The sequence below is a fragment of the Niabella terrae genome, from assembly GCF_054783135.1.
This window is the reverse complement of the sequence record NZ_BAAGRD010000008.1, coordinates 438,736-461,822: the sequence shown is the minus strand read 5'-3', so window position 1 is coordinate 461,822 and position 23,087 is coordinate 438,736. Positions and strand designations below refer to the sequence as shown.

At 48.3% G+C, this 23,087-nt stretch carries 14 protein-coding genes and 1 tRNA gene; 3 read left to right on the top strand and 12 right to left on the bottom strand.

What is annotated here, in order from left to right:
- Nucleotides 1-14: 14 nt before the first annotated feature.
- The 12 genes from ACYVI9_RS10160 to ACYVI9_RS10105 form a co-directional block, all read right to left on the bottom strand.
- Complete coding sequence (locus ACYVI9_RS10160; protein WP_460764168.1) at nt 15-962, bottom strand: pectinesterase family protein; 948 nt, start codon at nt 960-962, stop codon at nt 15-17.
- Nucleotides 963-967: 5 nt separating this feature from the next.
- Nucleotides 968-1,909 (bottom strand): alpha/beta hydrolase, encoded by a 942-nt coding sequence (locus tag ACYVI9_RS10155; protein WP_460764165.1) that lies wholly within the window; start codon nt 1,907-1,909, stop codon nt 968-970.
- Entirely contained in the window at nt 1,891-2,976 is a 1,086-nt protein-coding gene (locus ACYVI9_RS10150) for a pectinesterase family protein (RefSeq protein ID WP_460764162.1), read from the bottom strand. Before ACYVI9_RS10150 ends, ACYVI9_RS10155 begins: the two co-directional genes overlap by 19 nt.
- A gap of 10 nt (nt 2,977-2,986) precedes the next feature.
- On the bottom strand, nt 2,987-3,961 hold the full coding sequence (locus ACYVI9_RS10145; protein ID WP_460764160.1) for an alpha/beta hydrolase fold domain-containing protein: 975 nt from the start codon (nt 3,959-3,961) through the stop codon (nt 2,987-2,989).
- A gap of 40 nt (nt 3,962-4,001) precedes the next feature.
- Nucleotides 4,002-4,754 carry a rhamnogalacturonan acetylesterase gene (locus ACYVI9_RS10140; protein ID WP_460764157.1) on the bottom strand — a complete coding sequence of 251 codons (753 nt, stop codon included), beginning with the start codon at nt 4,752-4,754 and terminating at the stop codon, nt 4,002-4,004.
- A gap of 8 nt (nt 4,755-4,762) precedes the next feature.
- Nucleotides 4,763-5,947: a pectate lyase gene (gene pelA / locus ACYVI9_RS10135; RefSeq protein WP_460764155.1), complete on the bottom strand. Its 1,185-nt coding sequence runs from the start codon at nt 5,945-5,947 to the stop codon at nt 4,763-4,765.
- 2 nt (nt 5,948-5,949) lie between these two features.
- Nucleotides 5,950-7,404, bottom strand: coding sequence for a pectate lyase family protein (locus tag ACYVI9_RS10130; protein ID WP_460764152.1), 1,455 nt, complete (start codon nt 7,402-7,404; stop codon nt 5,950-5,952).
- A gap of 1 nt (nt 7,405) precedes the next feature.
- The gene (locus ACYVI9_RS10125) at nt 7,406-8,917 is read right to left on the bottom strand and encodes a pectate lyase family protein (RefSeq protein WP_460764150.1); all 1,512 of its coding nucleotides are present in this window, start codon (nt 8,915-8,917) and stop codon (nt 7,406-7,408) included.
- Nucleotides 8,918-9,134: 217 nt separating this feature from the next.
- Nucleotides 9,135-10,916, bottom strand: coding sequence for a pectate lyase (locus ACYVI9_RS10120; protein WP_460764147.1), 1,782 nt, complete (start codon nt 10,914-10,916; stop codon nt 9,135-9,137).
- A 64-nt stretch (nt 10,917-10,980) separates the two neighbouring features.
- The gene (locus ACYVI9_RS10115) at nt 10,981-12,648 is read right to left on the bottom strand and encodes a DUF4957 domain-containing protein (RefSeq protein WP_460764145.1); all 1,668 of its coding nucleotides are present in this window, start codon (nt 12,646-12,648) and stop codon (nt 10,981-10,983) included.
- Nucleotides 12,649-12,717: 69 nt separating this feature from the next.
- A complete protein-coding gene (locus ACYVI9_RS10110; protein WP_460764142.1) occupies nt 12,718-14,541 on the bottom strand; it encodes a RagB/SusD family nutrient uptake outer membrane protein in 1,824 nt (607 codons plus the stop codon).
- 63 nt (nt 14,542-14,604) lie between these two features.
- On the bottom strand, nt 14,605-17,841 hold the full coding sequence (locus ACYVI9_RS10105; RefSeq protein ID WP_460764139.1) for a SusC/RagA family TonB-linked outer membrane protein: 3,237 nt from the start codon (nt 17,839-17,841) through the stop codon (nt 14,605-14,607).
- A gap of 206 nt (nt 17,842-18,047) precedes the next feature.
- Between ACYVI9_RS10105 and ACYVI9_RS10100 the strand changes: the two genes are divergently transcribed.
- The 3 genes from ACYVI9_RS10100 to ACYVI9_RS10090 all read left to right on the top strand — a co-directional run bounded on the left by ACYVI9_RS10100 (nt 18,048) and on the right by ACYVI9_RS10090 (nt 23,078).
- Complete coding sequence (locus ACYVI9_RS10100; protein ID WP_460764136.1) at nt 18,048-19,085, top strand: LacI family DNA-binding transcriptional regulator; 1,038 nt, start codon at nt 18,048-18,050, stop codon at nt 19,083-19,085.
- Between the two features lie 45 nt (nt 19,086-19,130).
- Nucleotides 19,131-19,202, top strand: a tRNA-Arg gene (locus tag ACYVI9_RS10095).
- Between the two features lie 1,086 nt (nt 19,203-20,288).
- The gene (locus ACYVI9_RS10090) at nt 20,289-23,078 is read left to right on the top strand and encodes a type I restriction endonuclease subunit R (protein WP_460764133.1); all 2,790 of its coding nucleotides are present in this window, start codon (nt 20,289-20,291) and stop codon (nt 23,076-23,078) included.
- Nucleotides 23,079-23,087 lie beyond the last annotated feature (9 nt).

Below are 23,087 nucleotides of genomic sequence, written 5' to 3'. Positions count from 1 at the left end.
GTCATTCTGATGCATCAAGCCGGATCCCAGCCATGAAATATGCGGGTCAGCTGATAAGCTGCGGCTGTGGATAACTGATGCGACCAGCCCACCCTGCGGGCAGGTGCAGCTCCGGCGCCCCGGCTTTTATATTCGGCATAGAAACTGCTTTTTTCAGCTTCGGGCTTGCCCCAGTTATGCCAACCTTCGGGTTTTACAATGGCACTCATTTCACAGGAAATAAACACCGTTTTAGCAAATGGCCGCCAGGGCCGGCCCAGGTAAAAGGAGGCAGCCGGGCCATTCCCATCCAGGCGGCAATGACGGAAAACATAGCCATTCGCGGCCGAATCCGGCGTGCTGGCGGCCGTAAAATAGCCAGCCTTCTTACCGAAAATATGGCAACTGTCAAATACGGCGGTAGAAGAACCGAAGATAAAATCCACGGTTCCCTCGATATAACAGTTCTTATAGTACTGGCGGCTGCCGCCACCATAACCCCAGGTATAGAGTGTATCCTGAAAGCCCAGAAACCTGCAATTGATAAAACGTACCCGATCGGCAGCGACCCGTACCGCTACGGCCTGACCGACAGGACCCGCACTGTTTTCAAAACTGATATTCTCGGCAGTAAAGCCATCCCCATGGACAAAGAAAGAGGCACTGCCGCTGGTACCGATCTCTTCACCGAAGCGGTTCTTTCTGGAAGCAAAATCATCAAAAGTCAGCAGGACGCTGTCTTTGTTCTCGCCTATAAAATGTACATTGGTTTTCGTATCCGGCAGGACCAGTTTTTCTTTGTAAGTCCCGTTTTTGATAAAGATGACGGTGGTATTCCGGCGGAGGTCAGGTACGGCATTGATGGCCTCCTGAACCGTAATAAAATCACCGCTTCCATCGGCTGCCACCGTAAAATCCGGTACCGTTGCACGGGAAGCATTTGCCGTAAATATCCATATCATTAAAAGTATTATCCGGTTCATATTAATTATTTAAAAGGCAGGGGATTTAAAAAATTCATTTCCTTCAGCCAGGCATGCAGCAGGGGCAGCCAGAGTTCTGTACTGCCCGGATTTTCCGTCAGCCGGATTCCATGACCACCCTGGGGAAAGCTGTGCAGACTGGCAGCGACACCATGATCGATCAACGCCTGATAATATAGCAGGCTGTTATGGATATTTACCGTTTTATCATTGACTGCATGAACGATAAAGCTGGGCGCTGTGGCTGTGGTGACCTGGTTTTCCGCAGAATACATCCGGATCCGGGCGGCACTGGTGTCAGCACCCAGCAGGTTTCTTCTACTGCCGGAATGGGCCCAGGGTCCCATCGTGATCACCGGTGAAAGCAGCACGGCGAAATCGGGGCGAAAGGATTGGGATATCCCATGTCCGCCGCGTATGTCCTGTTGCATGGCAGACAACATGGCCGCCAGGTGGCCGCCGGCACTAATGCCCATCACGCCGATCTTACCGTCTTTCAGGTTCCAGTCGGCCGCATGACTGCGGATAAAGGCCATTGCCTGCTGCGCGTCCTGCAAAGGCGCTTTTGCACCGTCCACTAAATTACGCTGATGGGGCTGGCGGTAGATCAGTACATAAACATTGATGCCCAGGGTATTGAACCAGCGGGCAAAATTGAATCCATTGTAAACATAAGAAGCCCGCTGATAGCCGCCTCCGGGACAGATCATCACTGCCGTGCCGGTATTCTCCGCCCGGGTGGCTTCGAATGCATAAATACCGGGAGTGGCCACCTGCCAGATCCGCTCATTGACCACACTATCGGTGACAGCGATGCCGTTCTGGTCCGGTATCGCATTTTCCCAGATGGGATAGAAAGTCTGGGCGGTCGCCGGCTGGGTCAGGCATAGCAGAACCAGCAGGTACAACAGGCGTTGTTTGTAATCTTTTATTTCTTTACCGGCCATACAAATGGTTTTAGGGTGGTTTGTTTGTACCAGTCTTTCTCACCTGGCAGATCACTGTTACAGGAGGCAAAAATCTGCTCCAGTTCATAGTCAGCAGCCTGGCGGTCGGTCAGTTGATGGGACCAGCTGACACGGGCCTGCGCCGCCGCTCCGGGTCCGGTATTCCGGTACTCCGCATAGAAGGCCGTCTTTTCATTCTCCGGATTGCCCCAGTTATGCCAGCCTGTCGGCTGTAAGCTGGCGGGTAACTCACAACGCATAAAAACAGTGCGGGCCCGGGCGCGCCAGGGCCTTCCCAGATAGAATTTCCGGACACCGGCAGCAGCCCGGATACTGCAGTCCAGAAATACCAGTCCATAAAGCCGACCGGGTGTGGTGCTGGCCGCAGTAATATAGGAATCTGATTTTTCCTCGATAATACATCCTTTAAAGACTGCCGTCGCCGGGCCAAAAATAAAGTCTGTTGTTCCTTCGATATAACAGTTGATAAATAATTGTCGGGCGGTTTCACCCGCTACGTAAATCGTATCCTGGTTGCCCAGAAATTTACAGTCAATAAATACGGCTTTATCGGCATCCACATAGAGTGCCAGGGCCTGGCCTACCGGACCTGCATTATTGGAAAACGTGATATGCTCCGCCCGGAACCGGTTGCCAGAAATCTTTGCGGTATAGGAAGTAAAAGTGGTTAACTTACCTCTTCCGGAATAATCATTAAAGACAATGATCGTACTGTCTACATTCTCACCAATAAAAGTCACATCGGTATTGTCAGTCGGCAATTCGATTTTTTCATTATAGACACCGTTTTTGATATACAGGGTAATCGGTGCCAATGGATAGACCCGCATGGCATCTATCGCTTCCTGAATGTAGCGGTAATCCCCCGTACCATCTTTGGCTACCGTAAAAATATACTTGTATTTGTGGGGGTTGGAGGTCTGGGCCCGGAGCATGGGTGCAAGCAGGAGGAAGCATCCCCATAATAGTACGGCACCTGCAGCCAACGGGCTGAATATTTTTCTTATATACTTTTTTTGCGGCATCATTGTCGATCTTAATTTCATTTTCGGTGGATTATTTTTTCTTAAATACCCGTTGCAGGAATCGGTCCATATAATTTACCGTTGGCTCGAACCAGGGATGGTACAAACAAAAGGAATGGGGGCTGTCCGCAAATTCATGTACTTCGGTATAAATTCCCGCCTGCTGTAGTATTTTTCTGTAGTCATCCCTTCCAGCATGCATCCGGGCTACCGAACTGTTGAGAAATAGCGTCGGCACAGCCTGTTTATCCGCATAATGCAGCGGTGAAGCCCGCTCCCATAGTTCCGGGTTTTCCTTTTTGGAATAGCCGAACCAGCGGGTGGCGGCAGAGGGCCCTTTGCGGTCATCTCCTTCTCCGGATTCGGGATGGACGAAGGACAGGGTACCATCAATGTCCAGCACTGCATTCACTGTGGCCGACAGTTCCGGCAGGCAATCCCTGCCCTCAAATTCGGCGAGGTGATTGGTCACTCCAAGAAAGGCCGCTAATTCTCCGCCGGCGGAAAAGCCACCGATGGCGATACAATTGCTGTCCAGGCCATAGACCGCTGACTGACTGCGCACCCAGCGCACCATTGCTTTCAGATCTAGTACCGCTGCGGGAAACAGCGCTTCGGTGGACAGCCTGTATTCAGGCGTAAATACCGTATAGCCCCGACGGGCCAGGGCGGCCGCCAGGGCATGGTGTTGCTGCCGGTTGCCACTGCGCCAACCGCCGCCATGAACAAAGATCAGCGCCATATGATTGCCATGGGCCGCCGGATAAAAAACATCGGTTTGCAACCGGCGATTACCGCGGCTGCAATAGATCAGGTCTTTGATTGATTTGACAGCCGGACCGACTTCCAGGTTCGCGATCCGGATCTGGGGATGGTAACGGCGATCCTTCGCAAAAGCGGAAGCTGTATTGTAGGAGCTGTCCCGCTTTCCGGTGATGCCGGCCCTGGACTGGGCCTGTAGCCCGCCGCTGACAATTAAACAAATGATAATTAAAACAACCTTCATGTATTCTATCTCTTTTAACTACCCAATAACCCTTGTAGGGTTATCTGACACCGCTGTCCAGGGTTCTGGAAGCCAGTTCGGGTAACTGTTGCCGGATATCTTTCAGCACCAGCTGCGCCACGAGGCGGGCCCCCAGTTCGTTGAAATGAGTATTGTCAATTTTCCCTTTCGGGTAATGTGGATGTTCACCCGGCTGCAAGTGGACAAACAACAATTTCGAAGCTTCGGGACCCAGATGCTGGTATAACTGCTGGGCCTGCAGATCCAGGTCGAAGAGCGGCGTGTGTTCCGCTGCAGCCACTTCCCTTACAATGCGGGCATAGGCATCATGGGTACCCAGGACTTTGCCGGTAAGGGTGTCAAAACTGCGACGGGCCACCGGGGTGAGCAGGACGGGAATAGCTCCTTTACTGCGGGTTTCTTTAATATACCGACTTAGGTTGCTTCTGAATTGATCCGGTGTAGTGGCATTCTTCTTGGTGGGAACCTCATCATTGTGCCCAAACTGGATAAACACATAATCACCGGATTGGGCCTTATCCATCACCTGTTGCCAGAGCCCGTCATTACGGAAGGAAGAAGTACTGCGGCCGTTTTTCGCCAGGTTTACCACTTTAACCGTGCTGTCCCAGAAATACACAAAGGGCATGCCCCATCCATTTTCCGGATAAGCTTTTACTGATTTAATGGCACAGGTAGAGTCTCCCGCCAGAAATATTTTTATTTTCGGGGAAGGTGCGATAAAAGCCATCACCGGAATCAGACCCAAAAGGAACCAAAGATTTTTTTTCATTGTATTTATTATTTTTTTGAAACTAATACATTGTCCCGAGGCGCCCATCGACGCTGCCAGGCGGGATAACGGTCCAACACTTTTTGTGGTGCATAGGTATACCAGGCGTAACCGTCGCGGCGTTCCCGGGCTACCTCAGCGAGTGAATACACAAATTTACTGTCGCGATTACAAAACAGGGGCCGGTGGCTGCCCAGTTCATAGTAACGGGTCCACACCGGCGGTGCCTGGGGATCGTTCACCACGACCTTATCTTTGGTCGTGATCAGGTAATCCGTCACCAGGGTATCGGCGGCAATGGTTTTCACCCGGGTATGATAAATTTTTGAATCCTCAAACCAGCGCACAGCTGACTGTACCGCCTGGATCACGGCATTGTCGGGATGATCGAGTTGCATCAGAAACAACACGATGCCGGCACTTTCTCCATTGCAGATGCTGGGAGGTTCAAAGGAACGGGCCCAGGTGGGCGCTAAATCCATTTCACTATGTTGCTGGCACCAGGCAGTGCGCCTGCCATCTTCCTTAATCTGGGTCTTCAAAATACATTCAATGCCCTTTTGGTAAGCCTGGATAATTTCCTGGCGCAGGGGCGCTTCGATAAAATCATACAGTTGTTGTCGGTTGGCAATTTCTCCGAGGGCGGCAACAATGCCTTCCATGCCGCCATCGTTATAGGTGATATACCGGCTGTAATCATTTCGAAGCGGATAATACTGGGGCCAGCCCCCATTGGCATACTGTGCCTTCAGGATATAGCGCAGGCCTTCCAGGGCAGCAAGCCGGTAGCGGGGATCCCGACTATGCTGAAAGGCAATCGCCAGCGCACGGATATGGGTATAACAGGTGCCGTTATCAAAAGTCGTATTCAGCTGATCCCGGTGCTGTTGCAGGGTCCGTTTCTCCTGGGGCGTCAGCACCGCAAAGACATCATAATTCTTTGGCCAGCCACCATTGGATTTCTGGTAACACAGAATATTCTCCGCCACCGGAATGATATCCGTGGGCGCGTAGCGCTGGCGGTTCCTGCCGGGTAAAATCATTTTGTCCTTATCACCGATCATATACCAGTGATGAGCATTGTCAGCGAAAGGTCCCGGATCAATCCTTGACGGCACGGCTTGCTGTGCCTGCAGGCGGCCGGAAACCGGGAGCAGACAGCACAAGCAGATCAGCTGTAATATTATTTTCATACTCATCGGGTTGAGGCGGAACCAAACTGGGCCACCAGACTGTTGATATAAATTTCAATATTGGTATAATTCCGGTCCAGCGTATAAAGCGTGACATCCTTGTCACTGTGGGGATCCAGCCCCCGGGTCTTTTCCCAGTCGTCGGGCATGCCATCCTGATCGCTGTCCGGAGCGGGCGCAGCGCTTGCCAGCCGGGGCCAGGCATTCACCGTCTGCGCATAAGGCGTGCCATGGGGATGGCCTCCCTGAACATCAATAAAACGACCTTTTCGCTGCTGTACTTCCCCGATGATACGTTCATCGAGACTGTCTCTTTGGGGCAGAACGGCGCCGGCATAACGAAGTACCAGGCTGTAAGCTTCCTGGGCAGTTTGTTCGGGAATTGCTTCCGCCGCAAAAGGCTGCGCGCTAACTGCCAGCGCCAGGTCTGTGCCGGGTCGGCTTTTATCCAGCTGAATGCCCAGCCGATTATTGCGGCTTACATCCGGTGCGCCATCCACATAATTACCCTGGACATAAAACCTGCCATATGGGTGGTCCGGGTTTTTGGTATAAGTAGGATTGACGATACGGTTCCGTACTGATTTTTTTGTTTCGGGCCCGTATTTATAATAGTTGTTTACCAGATTATACGAGCCGCCTTCGCCACCGTAGACATTATTATGCCCCCAGTTATAAATCACATTATTGCGAAAATCTGCCCGCTCTGTATCTGCCCCCAGCCGGACACCATTAAAACGGGGCGTGCGACTATTGCAATGTGCCAGCAGATTATGGTGGGCCGAAAAATGCCGGCCGCCCCAGATTCCGCCATAGCCATGATGTTCAAAATCCTGATCCCCCGATTCAAAATGATAGGAATAATTAAGTGGCTCACTGATCAGGTTCCATTGCAGGGTAGTACTATCGCCTTTGTATACTGAACAGACCTCGTCAGTACTCCAGCTGATCGAACAGTGATCGATTATTATATGTTTTTTTCCGGAGGCGCCGAAAGCGTCATCACCTCCGCCACCATCCGTTTTCCCCTGGTTCTGAAAGCGGTCGCCCATTCGGAATCGCAGGTAGCGGATGATAATATTATCTCCGGAAAGGCTGACCGGATAATCGGCGAGGCAGATACCGCCACCCGGGGCGGTCTGTCCGGCGATGGTGACATCCCCTTTGATATAGAGCCTGGACTTCAGATGGATGGTGCCGGAAACCTTAAAAACGATGGTTCGCTTATAACGGGCGACTGCCGCTTTCCGCAGACTGCCGGGACCATCATCATTCAGGTTGGTAACCAGGAGTACCTGGCCTTCCCGCCCGCCTGTAGTATAGCGGCCAAAGCCTTCTGCGCCTGGAAAAGCCAGCGGCCGCTGCGCCCCAGACAAGGTTGCCTGTGGAGGAGGACTGCAGCCCAGCAGTAGTTGGCCTGCCACAAATAATCGGATCCAGTGCTTCATGATCTGCATGCTATAATTTTTGATTTTCAGTTATCAGACTGACCAGGCTGTTAATATACACTTCAATATTATCATAGCCCGTACTCAGTTGTCTGCCATTGGCATTCGCCTTCAGGGGGTCCAGCAATCGTGCCTGCTCCCAGTTATCCGGCATGCCGTCACCGTCACTGTCCCGGGGTGCAGGTTTTGACTGCAGTTCCGGCCAGCCGCCCACATCGGCCTGGCTATCAATGATGCCATGATTACTTCCATTGGACCCGGCGGCAGTATAGCTACCTTTCTTCACATTGTCGATAATACGCAGGTCTACCGCATCGCGCACCAGGCAGGCACCCGCGTATCGGAGCACCTGTTCATATGCTTTCTCTGCAGTAAAAGTCTGCAGGTTTCCACCGATATCCAGGGGCTCGGACAAACGCATAGCGGATTTATCGGCTTCAGAAACTGTTCCATAACTGCCATGGAACTGATTATACACCCCGTAGGTCCAGTTATCCGAACTGGCGTCAGCATGCCCTTCCACCAGGTTGCCATCCACATAAAAGTGGCCCCAGAGTCCGTAAACTTCCGTACCTGCAATTTTATTTTTGTCGATCGAAAGTATCCGGCCCTGCTTGGTGTAACTATTACCCGCCAAGGTCGCAGGACCGGGTTTAAAATAGTTATTGATCATATTGACATTCATCGCTTCACCGCCATAGAAACTATTACTGCCCCAATTGTAAATGACATTATTGCGCACATCGGTCAGATCAGTCAGGGCAAAAGCTTTCCCGGCCTCTTCTCCCAGCCGGGCGTTCCGACTGTCGTGATGGGCCATCAGGTTGTGGTGAAAACTGGCCCGGCGTCCTCCCCAGATCCCACCGTAGCCGTGGGCACCTTTATCGTGTACGGAATTACGGAGGCTCTCGGCAATCAGGGACCATTGAAGGGTGGTATTCTCATTGGCATAAAAAGAGACACATTCATCGGTGCTCCAACTCATCGAACAGTGATCTACCATGATGTCCTTGTGAAAACGTCCGCCCAGGGCATCGTCTTCCTGCGCAGCAGCGTCACCCATTCGAAAACGTAGAAACCGCAGGATGATATTATCAGCGGCCACATAGACCGGAAAATCCCTGAGGGTAATGCCATCACCCGGAGCGGTTTGACCCGCCACCGTCAGATCACCATGCTGAATGTTGAGTCTGGACTTGAGGGTAATCGTCCCTGAAACCTCAAAGACGACAATCCGTTTTCCGCTGGCTTCGACCGCAGCCCGAAAGCTTCCGGTTCCTGCATCATTCAGGTTCGTAACTTTTATCAGTTTGCCGCCGCGACCACCAGTAATGGCAGCAGCAAAGCCTTCCGCTCCCGGAAAAGCCAGGGCTTCCTCCTGTACAGGTACGGGTTGCTCCGGTTGGTTGCCGGTTTCCGGATGGGGATCGGTAGCCGGATCTGCCGTCCCGCTTTGTTTGGAACAGGCCAGTAGCAGCCAAAATGCGAACAATAAGGTTCCGGCACAGATAAGCTGCTTCATAAAATAAAGGCTTTAGTATGGTGAAAGTAATGTCTTAGGGTGCCCGGCAAATAGCAGGAAGCGTTGCGGGGTGCAGTCGCCCTGACACAGGATCCCCGAACCGGAGCCGCCAGTCGGCGGACTACCGGGAAGCCGGTTATTGTTTGCCGCTGAAGCGACAAGTATGTCAGATACACATCATTCATATCACTGCTATACTTAACAGCAGCAGTAAGGTTTATTTGACCTGGTTCTCCGTAATTTCCCTGACCAGACTATTGATATAGACTTCAATATTATCGTATACATCACTCAGATTCCGACCGCCGGCGTTGGCAACGGCAGGATCCAGCCCCTGTGCAGATTCCCATTCATCCGGCATGCCGTCACCATCACTGTCCTTTGGCGGCGTAGCAGCTTGAAGCAGCGGCCAGCCACCCACATCTTTCTGGGTATCTATAATTCCCGGCAGGCCGGAGACTGAACCTGTATAGGTCGCCTTGCCCTCGCGGACTTCCCCGGCGATCCGGCTGTCCACGGCATCCCTTTTATAGGAAGCGCCACTATAAGTCAGTACCGCATCGTAGGCCTGCTGCGCTGTATGGGGACTGAGGGCCTCGGCGGCAAAAGGCGTTGTCTGGCGTACCAGAGATTCGGAAAGCCCATTATCATAAACGACACCGCCATTCCAGTTACTGGCCGTCACCGTCGCATTGCCCGCTACATAATTGCCATCAATATAAAAGCGGCCATAGCCCACCCCGTATACAGAAGGATCACTGGCACCGCTGGCATTGTCCTTTGACACCTGCATGATGCGGCTACTCCGGTTCGAAGGTGTTGCCGGCCCGGCCTTATAATAATTGTTGACCAGATTATAAGATCCATTTTCGCCCCCATAAGCACTGTTTCCGCTCCAGTTATAGATTACATTATTGCGGTAGTCTACCTGATCCGGACCGAATTTACCAACTCCGGTACCACTGCCATTACTGTACCGCAGGCCGCCATCAAATCTTGGGTTACGGTTGGTATGATGGGCAATCAGGTTGTGATGGAAACTGGCGGGACTGCCGCCCCAGATACCTCCGTAGCCATGTGCACCTTTGGAATGACCGGATTGATTCATGCTCTCTGTAATCATGCACCATTGCATGGTAAAATTCTTATTGTGGTAGAAAGAAGCCGTCTCATCAATCGCCCAACTCATCGAGCAATGGTCCAGGATGATATTCTCCAGGTCCCGGCCCCAGAAAGCATCACTTTCTATACTGCTCACATACGTATCGCCGAGGCGGAACCGAAGGTAGCGGACGATGACATTATTAGACGCAATATTCACTTCCTGATCCTGAATACATATCCCGTCACCGGGGGCGGTCTGACCGGCTATGGTGAGATCGCCGTTCTTGATCTGTAAACGGGATTTCAGCGCGATATTACCGGCTACTTCAAAAACTATAATTCGTTTTCCGGAGGCCTCGATGGCGGCCCGCAGACTGCCGGTACCTGCATCATTGAGATTGGTGACTTTAATGACTTTTCCGCCCCGGCCACCCGTGGTCCGCTTGCCCGCTCCTTCGGCTCCGGGGAAAGCCAGTTCCTCTTCAACGATGTCGGCTTCCTCCGTGGTAAAGCTGCCGACGAGCCCCTTGGAAGCATAGGCCGGATTGACCCGGCTGATCGCCCTGAGACGTAAACTGTATGCGGTGCGGGCAGTCAGGCCGGTGATCTCTGTTTCTGTGACCTGCAGGGTATCGCTTTGATAAAACGGCTTACTGAAATCCGATCCGGTAGCCAGCTCCAGCAGGTAGCCGTCAGCGCCAGGCACTGCTGACCAGCGAACCAATACCGAATGAGGAGCCGTGCTGATATTCAAATCACCAGGTTGCGTCAGTTCATACCCCTGGTCACCGGACACAGGTCCATTTTTTTTACAGCCCGCGGATAATATGATCGTAAAGAGCAGGATCCCTGCCAGCCATCCCGGGCTATCCAATCTTCTGTACTGTAATTTCAATTCCTTTATACTGTTTCAAAGAGGATGACGCGCAGGTTTACCCGCTACGCCATCCCTTGTTATGCTATAATTTAGTTCTCCAGATCGGTGCTCCTGCATCATATTTACCTGCGAATCCCGGATCCAGGAAAGCAAAATTTCCATTATAGGGATCACCCCATAATTTATCGGCCGTATTATTATAGATCAAACCGGGCAATCCGGCGATTTCGGAACCAGCAGCTACGGTCAGATCTGCAGTACCCCAGACATTGCTGATGGTAAAGGAAGTATTGGGCATCCCGTCACGCATGGTAAAGGAGGTATTGCCGGTGGCGCCCTCATCCCAGCCATGACCAAAGACAGAATTGGTTATGGTGAATCCGCCCGTTACATTATTTTTTCCGTCTCCACCGCGGAACCGGAAAGCTCTTTGACCGGTCTGTGTAAATTCACTGAATGTACAGGCATCAATTTTAAAGGTCTTCAGGTTCTGACGGGTCTGTACAATCGAGTGCACCCTGTAGAAAGTGGAATTTAAAAAATTCACATTATCAAAAGCCGCTTTGTTGTCTCCATCGGTATCGGCGCAGAACAAACTGTAGCCGCCGATATCGTGTACGATGGAATTGGAAATGGTATAATTGCGGATAAAGACCGAATTACGGATCCGGATAATACCGCGCATATCATGCAGTTCACAATTTTCAAAGAGCAACTGCTGTATCTGCGTCTCAGTACCATTGGTCGGATTTAAAACATAAGCCCCGGAAATATCGCCTCCATCGATTTCAAGATCATCAAAGGCCAGCAGGGCTATATTGGCATTGTCAGCCAGACTCATATTGCCGGAACTATTCACCAGCGCAGCCTTATTGGGCTCAAAACCGTAAGCGCCTTTAAAGGTTACCGATTTATTCAGGGGGGTTGTGGGTAGGTTGAAACGGAAGCCTTTTTTCAACAGAATAATGCCGCCATCGGGTACTGTGGCCAATGCGGCCGTTACTGCATCCGGGTCTTCAGACTCACTCAGATCCACGACTTTGGGATCCGTTACGTCCACACCCGGTTCGAGGGTTGTATAGTCAACCCAACCCCTTAAAGTCTCGCCGCTATAAATAGCCACTTGGTACTTGGTAGAGGGGGTCAACCCACTGATAATGGTCTCACCGGCAGTCTGATCTGCGCCTGACACATTAAAAGAGCTCAGCGGATCTTCCAGTCGCAGGTCATCGGGACTGAATATTTTCACACCGGTGACTGCAGCACCAGCCACAACCCAGGTAACTTTGGCCCTGGTATCGGTCACGTGATAATTCAGCGGATCATTCAAAATGGAAGGGAAGCGCATGGTCCTGATGGCACCCAGGTCAGATACCTTACTGCTGTATTGCGGATCGGCGGCATTCGCCGTCGCCCGGATCTGATACAGGGTATTGTACAGCAACTCTTCACCGAGTAATGCTTTATCGAGTACCACATAGTTGGTGTCCACCACCACGGTATAGTCTACCACCTGAAAGGAATCGCGGCTGATCTCGATGGTATAATTCTGCGCCTCCTTCAGTTTGCCCATATTAATCATTATCACATTATCCAGTACCGTGATGCCTTCCCCGTTCAGTACCGGTCGGAACAGTCGGGTCTGACTGTAACTGTCATCATTTTTTTTGCAGGCCGTAAATGCCAGCGATACAGCAAGTATGGTCAATAGCAGATGGAAGACCGAAAGTTTTGTTGTTATCTGTTTCATCTGTCTGTTTTTTATTTTTTAATACGCGGAGAAAATATCTTCTTTCTGTTCAAATTCTTAGCGCGTGTTTTAATTTCCGAACATGTATCCATCGTTGGTGATCTTGCCTTTACTGGCGGCGACCGCCTCTTCCGGTATTGGGAATATATAACGGGCTACCCCTGGTTTGGGCCCGTTATAATAGTTTGCCCAGTCTTTTGTCACCCATTCTTTGTAGGTATTCTTGGTGCCATCCCATAAATCTCTCAGAAAATTGACCCGGGTCCAGCTTTCATCCGGAGGCGCCACAACTCTCAGGTTGGGGTTCAGGATCTCCAGATGTCCGGATTCATCCAGCTTCCAGTACATATAATCGGGCAAATTGGCGTATTTACCCAGTCCTGTCTGGGCCGAATTGGCCATATCCTGCAGGGTTTCTACCATCTCTTCCATTTTCGATGCGTAGAGGTTCCAGCGAATCAGTTCATATTTACGGATCATTTCGCCGCCAAATTCCCAGGCCCTTTCATTGACGATGGCCTCAAAGAATTTCTGCTTGCTGGCAGAAGCGGCTGCAATATAGGCATCTACTTTGGAAGCCCAGATGCTTTCAGGAAAAGCCCTTCTTCTTACCCGGGCCAGCGATTCCTGCGCAGCAGCGGTAGGGCCACTCAGTTCGTTCACGGCTTCTGCGTGCATCAACAGCACATCGGCATACCGCATCATCGGCCAGTTGATACCCGTGCCTTTGGCAGAATTCTGTCCGGGTGGATCCGGCAACAACCAACGGCTCCATTTACCCTGGGAAATATTGGTAGCCCCGCTGATAAATTCTTCCTTACCTTCTGTATTGATCTTAAAAAATCCACAGGTCACATCCCGACGAATATCTGTGGTATCAAAAGAAAAATAATAACTCGGCGGCATGGCCATATAGTTACTGCCTGATCCGAAGGGATGCTGCGCGTTAGCGCCGCCATCTACCCTAATACCAATATTCCAGGCCACATCGCCGTTGCCCAGCGCAAAAGGCACTTCAAAGAGAATTTCACTGTTTACAGTAGTAATAAATTTGTTCTGATTCAGGAATATCTGATTAAAATCAGTAGGTAGTTCCCGGTCTTTGAGTGTGATTAATTTTTCTGTATATGTTTTGGCCAACTGATAATAATCCTGGTAATCCGGCGCCCGCTCCATATTCATCTCAGGTGTCAGGTAATAGCCGCCTCTTTGCAGAGCCAGCCGGGCAATCATGCCCAGGGTGTATTCCCGGTTCACCTGCTCGGTTCCGTATAGACATTGATCCGCCCACATCATTTTTTCTTCAATATTGATCATGTCATCGATGACCTGGGTCAGAATAAGATTGCGGTCTTCCCGGGGCAGGAAGAAATCAGCACCGGCTTTGGGATATTCCCGGACATTGGGCACATCCCCGAAATAATAAATCAGCATGCTGTACCAATAGGCCCTCAGGGTATAGGCTTCGCCGAGCATATGGTTCATCCGGTTGCGGGTGGCCCCATCTGAAGATTGCAGCGCAGGGCTGGCTTCAATCCCTTCGATTGAGATATTGGCATTCCGGATAGCAGTGTAGGCCGCATTCCAGAACTGACGCAGGTCTCCGTTGGTGGACAGTGCATTCAGGTCCCAAATCTGGTAGCGATCGGAGGCACTCCCCCAACCGCTGCTATGTTCGATATCGGTATTGCCGGTCATATTATTGGAAAGACGGGAGCGGAAACCATCCGTTCCGAAGGGCTGATAGACCGCATTGACTCCTTTTCGGGTATCGTCCACATTCGAGTACACATAATCGATATCAAAAGTCGACAGCGAATCCGGCTCCAGAAATTTCTTGCAGGAACTAATGATGATCGGAAGCGCCAGGAGTATAATATATTTAAGTTTCATCTGTATGGCATTTTAGTTTTATCAAATCAGAGGCACAATCTGTTATCGGGTTATTGCAGTTTCTTACAAACTCACATTCACGCCGAATGTAAAGGAACGGCTACGTGGAAATCCTGAATAATCGACGCCAGTGGTCAGTCCTGTTCCCCTGGTAGAGACTTCAGGATCGTAACCGGAGTATTTGGTCCACAGTTTCAGGTTATTTCCGGTGACATAAACCCGTAACTGACTGATGCCGGCCCGTGACGTCAGTTTTTTGGGTAATGTATAACCGATATTCAGGTTGTTCAACCGGATAAAGGAGCCGTCCTCGATGGCCCAGGAATGAATCACCGCCTGTGCCACACCATAGCTGGCATGCGACCAGATATTCTTACCGGCATTGAGTTGAGCCAGCTGATCCAGATCAGTAACTATGCCGCCGGGTGTGCCGGTGATACTACCATCCACATCCAGATAACTATACCGGTTTTCCATGCTCATCGCACTCAGCAGGTTACCGTATGTCACCCGCCGGAACTGGCTGTACTGGATTTTGCCGGCGTTATATACATCATTGCCGACGGTCCAGTCAAAGAAAACCGCCAGGTCGAAATTTTTATAAGTTACATCAAATCCAAATCCGCCCTGCGCATCCGGTGTGGTATTGCCGATTACCTGACGGTCTTCAGAATCTATCACCCCATTTCCGTCCAGGTCTTTGAGTTTCAGGAATCCCGGCCGGATATTCGTATTACCTACGGTACCGCCTGAATTAGGAACCCCCTCCTTGAGAATGTATTTTCCGGTCACCTCGTCGTAACTTTCAAAATCGGTGGTCTGGTAATACCCGTCGGTCACATAACCGTAGATATCACCTACCCGGCCGCCGACTTTATAAAAGAAATCATCCCGGTCTCTCAGGTCGGTACTGGCCCAGTTGGATTGCACAAAACGGGAATCCGTACCGTCCAGGGCTTCAATCTTGGCAATATTACGACCCAGGTTTACCGTAGCCCGGATGTTCAGGTCTTTTCTTTCGAGCAAGACGGCCGTTAATCCTAATTCCACTCCCTGATTGGACGTACTACCGATATTGGCCCATTGTGCCGAAAATCCGGTATTGGAAGGTATGGCTGTCTGGAACAGCAGATCTTTTATGGTATTCTTGTAAAAATCCAGTGAACCGACGATGCCTGATTTAAACAGTGTAAAGTCCAGTCCCAGGTTCCGGTTGATCGTGGTTTCCCATTTCAGATCCGGATTAAACAGCACGGATCCTTCAGGTGTATAATATACATTGTCCACATTGCCGAAGCCCGGTCCCCGGCTGGTAGATCCTTCAAACAAAAACTGGCTCGCAGTAGCCGGAATCCGGTCGTTCCCGGTCGCACCATAGCTAGCCCTTAATTTCAGTTCCTTTATCCAGGAAACTTCTGAAAGAAATTTTTCATTGGATATTTTCCAGCCCAAAGCCAGGGCAGGGAAAAATGCCAGTTGATTTTCCCGTGAGAACCTGCTGGAAGCATCGCCGCGGAAGGTAAATGTAGCCAGATAGCGATCCATTAATTGATAGTCCACTCTACCAAATCCCGACAAACTGTTCACATTCGTTGCCTCACTTGTAAACATTCTGTCGGTACGACCGAAGGTCATATTGGCAAAAAGTTCTTCAGGCGTGATCGACAACCTGAAATCCTCTGCACGGATAAAAGTCGTTTTTCCTCCGCTGGAACTCATTTCCTGACCCAGAAGGATACTCAGACGCTGGTTCTTCAGGTTCCGGAAATTATAATTCAGGGTATTGAACCAACGATACCGAAAATCTTCATCATTGGTTTTCTCACCCAATGGCATATTGCCGCCGTTATTGAAAGATTCACCGGTCAACGGACCATAGAAGCGCAGATTCTCTTGAAATGTCTTCTCGTAAGAGTAATTGGTTTTAAACGTCAGGTTGGGCAGGATCTTATACTCCAGTATGGGATTAAAGGTATACTGATTTCTGGTCCGCTTTCTCCAGTCCTGTTTCACCAGTTCTTTTGGATTGACCATACTTTGTATAAACTGGGCAAAATCATCATTGGGGTCATCAACACTCAGGTCCAGGTCCATTTCATCCGCCAGTCCATTGGTAGGCCTTGTCTGTACTGCATCCTTAATCGATAATTGGGCGCCCGAGGTACCGGCGCCATCGACGATTGTTCGGTTGACCCTTGTAGCCAGAGTTACGGTGATTTTATCCGTGAGTTTATGCTCCAGTTTAAAGTTCAGCGCATTGCGGCGATAACCGTTATTGATCAGGAGCCCCGCATCCTTGTTATTGGTAAGACTCAGCATGATCCGGGTTTTATCGGTACCCCCCATCATAGAAATATTATGGTATTGGGAAGGCCGGGGGTCGCCAAACAGGATATCCTGCCAGTCATTGCCTGCTTTTTCCTTGTACAATTCCAGGTCATCGTAGGAGCCAAAGAAACGTTCAAATCCCCGTGTAGCGGCGTCGGACTGCAGCCGGTAATATTCATAATTGGCGAGCACGAATTCGTAAGGACTCAGCACCTGGAGCTTCCGGTCTTCGGGAAGTTTTTTCACCTGATAGAAACCGTTATAAGAAACGGAAATCCTTCCAGCCTTGGGACGTTTGGTTGTAACCACAATAATACCATTGGCTGCCTGTGCCCCATAGATGGCCGCAGCAGATGCGTCTTTAAGCACATTCACGCTTTCGATATCGGTGATGGGTATATCCCGGATACTGTTAACGATTAGCCCGTCTACCACATAGACCGGAGAATTGTCCTGGGTAATAGAACCCCCTCCACGGACCCGGATACTGACTTCTGCATCCGGCGCTCCATCAGTTGTCTGGACGCGAACGCCAGGCAGTCTTCCGGTAAGGGCAGAAGATGCATTGGCCGATGGAATATTGGCCAGTTCCTTACCAGAAATCGATGCGACCGAACCGGTCAGGTCTGATTTCTTAATGGACCCATAACCATAATCAACCACCACTACTACATCATCCTCTGAAGTAATATTTCTTTCCATGGTGACGGTCATGCCGGTTTTGGCTTCCAGCCTTACTGGCGCAAAGCCCGTAAATGTAAATTCAAGTTCTGCACCCACACCATCCACGTCGACTATAAATCGACCTTCGGGACCGGTCTGGGTTACCTGTTTGCTGTTTAGAACCGTGACGGTTACACCGGCCAGCGGTTCTCCTGTATCGTCATAGACAATCCCTGAAACTTTTAGATTCTGTGCGCTCGCAGTAATACATAAAAGGATCATCAGTGACATCATCAGAAATCTGTACATATGGCGTCTGTTTTAGTTTTCCGTTAATTAAGTGTACAAAGCATTGTAATCGGTTGCAATCTAGAAACCTCAGCTGTGCAATCTGAGGGCAAGTCTAATCATTTTTTCCAGCAGACAGGACGGTACAGGACGGATTTATTTACGCAAACGTTGCCGGTATCGTGTGCATAATTAAGCTATCTTCGTAGCCAAAGGTCAATTGCTACATGAAGTTTGAAGCTGCAACTATAAAGGATATTGCCAAAGCGTTGGGATTGTCGACATCTACGGTCTCCAGAGCATTGAGAGACAGTTATGAAATCAGTGATGCCACCAAGAAAAAAATCAAGGATTACGCAGCAAAGGTCAATTACCGACCCAATCCTGTAGCGCTTAGTTTAAAGGAGAAAAGAACCCTTTCTATCGGTGTCCTGGTAACAGAAATCGCGAATCCCTTTTTCGGCCAGGTTATCAACGGTATTGAATCAATTGCTTACGATAAAGGCTATAATGTGATCATTACCCAGAGCAAGGAGACGGAAGAAAGGCAGGATATGATCCTGGAATACCTGGCATCCCGCTCCATTGACGGCCTGATTATATCCGTAGCCGCTGAATCTAAACAGTTTACACTACTGAAACAATTGCACGAAAAGGGCCTGCCTATCGTTTTTTTTGACCGGATTGTGGAAGAAATCAATACCCATAAAGTCATTACCGACAATTACAAGGGGGTCTATGACGCCACGGCGCATCTTTTGGAAAGCGGCTACCGGAAAATCGCCATGATCACCAATAATGCCAATCTTTCCATTACCAAGGACCGGCTGACAGGCTATCAGCAGGCATTGCTGGACAACCAATTACCGGCTGATGACGCTTTGATTAAATACTGTGAGCACGGCGGCCTCCTGCCCAAGGAAGTTGAAAAAGCCCTTTCAGAACTCCTGGCACTCCCTGAACCTCCGGACGCCCTGGTTTTGGCCTCGGATAAAATCATGACCGAGACTTTCCGGATTCTGAAATTAAAGCAAATCCGGATTCCCGAAGATATGGGCCTGATCGGCTTCAATAATTCCAATTATACACCGCTGGTTAGCCCTTCCCTTTCAGTAATCTGCCAACGGGCCTTCGAAATGGGTGAAAAAGCCGCTACAATGGTACTTAACCTGATTGAGAGCAAAAAGAACGTAACCGATTTTGAAACCGTATTTATTCAACCGGATATTATGATCCGCGAGAGCAGTCAACGGTCCCATTCCTGAGATTTCTTACTATATTTGCACCCCTTTTCGAGCCAATCGAAAATAGGCCCCGTAGTTCAATGGATAGAATAGAAGTTTCCTAAACTTTAGATCCAAGTTCGATTCTTGGCGGGGCTACAAAACAGGACAGATGAAATTGATTTTCGTTTGTCCTGTTCTTTTTTAGTGGTAATCAGTTGTTTATCAGAAAGATATGATTGGCGATTACGTTCATTCGGGTGGTTCGATATGATTTTCCGTCAAATTCCAGTTTTTCGGGGAATATCGAACCAATCACTGATCAACAGAACACAACTTGTCCTTGCACGGGGCTTAAAAACCCCTCCTGGCGTCGGTGTTTGTAGAATTGAAGATTGATTGATAACGATTGACAAGTAAGAAATGCCAGAACGCTTAAAGAACGATCTTGTTCTAGAAAATTGACGCATAATGAATAGGCTTCTGTTTTATTTCGAACATATCACAATAAAGTATTCTATACAGGAGTTTAGATTGCCTTACTTATTACATATTTGAAGACGGATTAATTATATTAGATAAGTCACAGAATAACAAGACACTAAAGAATGAAAAAGTCAATCTGCGCGGTACTTATTTACAAATTAAAATGTATTTTTATCCCTAAAGTAAACCAAACGTTTACAATCCTTAAGACCAAAAATGACTATCTATGAGTAAGGTATTTTTTATAGCCTTCGTAATGGAAGACATACGACAAAGACATTTTTTCAACGGACAAACATACATCCAAGTGCGCCGTACGAATTTGTTAAACCCGGTTAATTCAGGCCATATGTGGAATGTAGCAATGGATAGTAAATCGGGTAAATTGACACCGTTAGGGGAACATTGCAGAAAGCTTATTGCAAGTGAGAGAATATCATCCCTCTTGATATTTTAGGTTTAACTTCTGTAAATCAACAGACCTCTAAAAACTTAACGACGGGAATGCTATTACTGGATCATCTCTATTTTAAATCCGTAGTTTGGAAATATAAAATTGGACTAGTCGAGTGCTAACAACCAGCATAAGTAAAAAAGAAAACCATTTGAATAAGAATTCAAATACATACAAGCAATATTTCTTACAAACGTTGAATAAGGCGACAATTATTGCTATTCCTCAAATGCGTTGGCAGGGCATTAGGGCAACAAAACGCATTTTTTATGTATTTTGAACCACTATAATTTCAAGAACAATAAATGAAAAACGAGAAGCTGACAAGGAAAGAAATCATTGACAACCGCTTAAAACAAGCGGGTTGGACTGTGACTGATCGAACTCAGGTAATTGAGGAATTCGATATCCACTTGACCGTTGTAGAAGAACCGACAACGCCCTACGCTGGACATCAATACAGCGACTATGTTTTATTGGGCAGGGACGGCAAACCGCTTGCAGTTGTGGAAGCCAAAAAGACTTCGGTGGACGCTGCACTTGGACGTGAACAAGCCAAACAATATTGCTACAATATTAAACAAACACAAGGCGTTGACTTGCCATTCTGCTTTTACACAAACGGACACGATATTTACTTTTGGGACTTGGACAATTATCCTCCAAAGAAAGTATATGGTTTTCCTTCACGGGACGACCTTGAACGCTACGCTTATATACGCAAAGTAAGAAAGCAATTAGCAGGAGAACTTATCAATACCAAAATTGCAGGACGGAATTATCAAATTGCTTCAATCCGTGCCGTAATGGAAGCCGTTGAAAAAAGGAAACGCAAATTCTTATTGGTGATGGCGACAGGCACGGGCAAGACAAGAACTTGCATTGCCTTGGTTGACGCATTAATGAGAGCAGGCTGGGCAGAAAGGGTTTTATTCCTTGTTGACAGAATTGCATTGCGTGACCAAACACTGGAAGCATTTAAAGAGCATTTGCCCAACGAACTACGCTGGCCAAAACAAGGCGAAAAAGAAATTGCAACCGACAGACGGATATATGTTTCAACATATCCTACCATGTTGAATATCATTCGCAATGAGGAGAAAAATTTGAGTCCACATTTCTTTGACTTGATTGTGGTGGACGAAAGCCACCGAAGTATATACAATACCTATCAGGAAATTCTTGATTACTTCAATACCATTACACTGGGCTTAACAGCCACGCCAACAGATGTAATTGACCACAACACGTTTCAATTATTTGAATGTGAAGATGGCGTTCCAACTTTTGCTTATTCCTACGAAGAGGCAGTAAATCATATTCCGCCATTCCTGAGCAATTTTCAGGTAATGAAAATCAAAACTAAGTTTCAGGATGAAGGAATAAACAAGCGGACAATTTCTTTGGAAGACCAACAAAAACTGATGTTGGAAGGAAAGGAAATTGAAGAAATCCAGTACGAAGGAACAGAGATCGAAAAGAAAGTAATCAACCGTGGCACAAACGCTTTGATTGTCCGTGAATTTATGGAAGAAAGCATCAAAGATGCCAATGGAGTTTTACCGGGCAAAACGATTTTCTTTTGCATCAGCAAAGCCCATGCGAGACGGGTAGAAGAAATTTTTGATTCGCTTTATCCCGAATACAAAGGCGAATTGGCCAAAGTATTGGTAAGCGAAGACCCAAGAGTTTATGGCAAAGGCGGTTTGCTCGACCAGTTTGTGAGTAGCGACATGCCACGTATAGCCATTAGTGTGGATATGCTCGATACTGGTATTGATGTTCGGGAATTGGTGAATTTGGTTTTCGCAAAACCAGTTTACAGTTACACCAAGTTTTGGCAAATGATAGGCAGGGGAACCCGTTTGCTCGAACCTGAAAAAATTAAACCTTGGTGCACACAAAAAGACAATTTCCTGATTCTGGATTGTTGGGACAATTTTGAGTATTTCAAACTGAATCCTAAAGGCAAAGAACCCAAAGCGCAAATTCCTTTGCCTGTTCGCTTGTTTGGTGTTCGATTGGAAAAAATTAGAGAAGCCCAAACACAAAGCAAAGTTGAAATTGTAAACAAAGAAGTTCAGAAAATCAGAAAGCAGATTGAATCGCTTCCGAAAAACTCGGTAGTGATTATGGAAGCCAAACACGAGTTGCAGCGCCTGGCAGATGAAAACTTTTGGGGCAACCTAACTTCCGACAAAATGGAATTTTTAGATGCCGTTGTAAAACCATTGCTTCGTACGGTTTCAAATGTTGATTTCAAAGCCATGCGATTTGAAAAGGACATCGTAGAAGTTTCTTTGGCTCATTTGGCAGGTGAAACAGAAAAGTTTGAGACACTGAAAGCAAGCATCATTGAAGAGATTGGCGAACTTCCTTTGAGCGTCAACATTGTAGCAAGAGAGCAGGAATTAATTCGCCAGGCACAAAGTAACCATTATTGGGCAACCATCAATGAAGACAAGTTTGAAGAACTGATTCAGAAACTTTCACCCTTAATGAAATTCCGTGAAGCGGTAATTCCTTTAGCTCCTGCAAAATTCAACCTCAAAGACGTTGTTGCTGAGAAAGAATTTGTTGAGTTTGGGCCTCAACACGAAGCATTGAGTGTAGCCAAATACCGAGAACTGGTCGAGAAAAAAATTAACGAACTGGTTTCAAGCAGTCCCATTTTACAAAAACTGAAACAAGGACAGGAAATCACAACAGAAGAAGCCGAGCAATTAGCAGATGAACTGCACAACGAGCATCCGCATATTACCATTGATTTGCTTCGCAAGGTTTACAACCACCGTAAAGCGGCATTGGTGGAATTCATCAAACACATTTTAGGCATTGAACAATTAGAAACATTTGCTGGAACCGTTACCAAAGCATTTGATGATTTTGTCTCCAAACACAGTTACCTCACCAGCCGACAACTGCAATTTCTAGACTTGCTCAAGAATTTTGTGTTGGAAAAAGGTGATGTGAGTAAACGCAACCTGATTGAATCACCTTTTACCATGCTTCACCCCGAAGGCATCAGAGGAATTTTCAATAAAAAAGAAATTGACGAAATTATAAGTTTAACCGAACAAGTAATGGCGGCATAAAATGGCTAA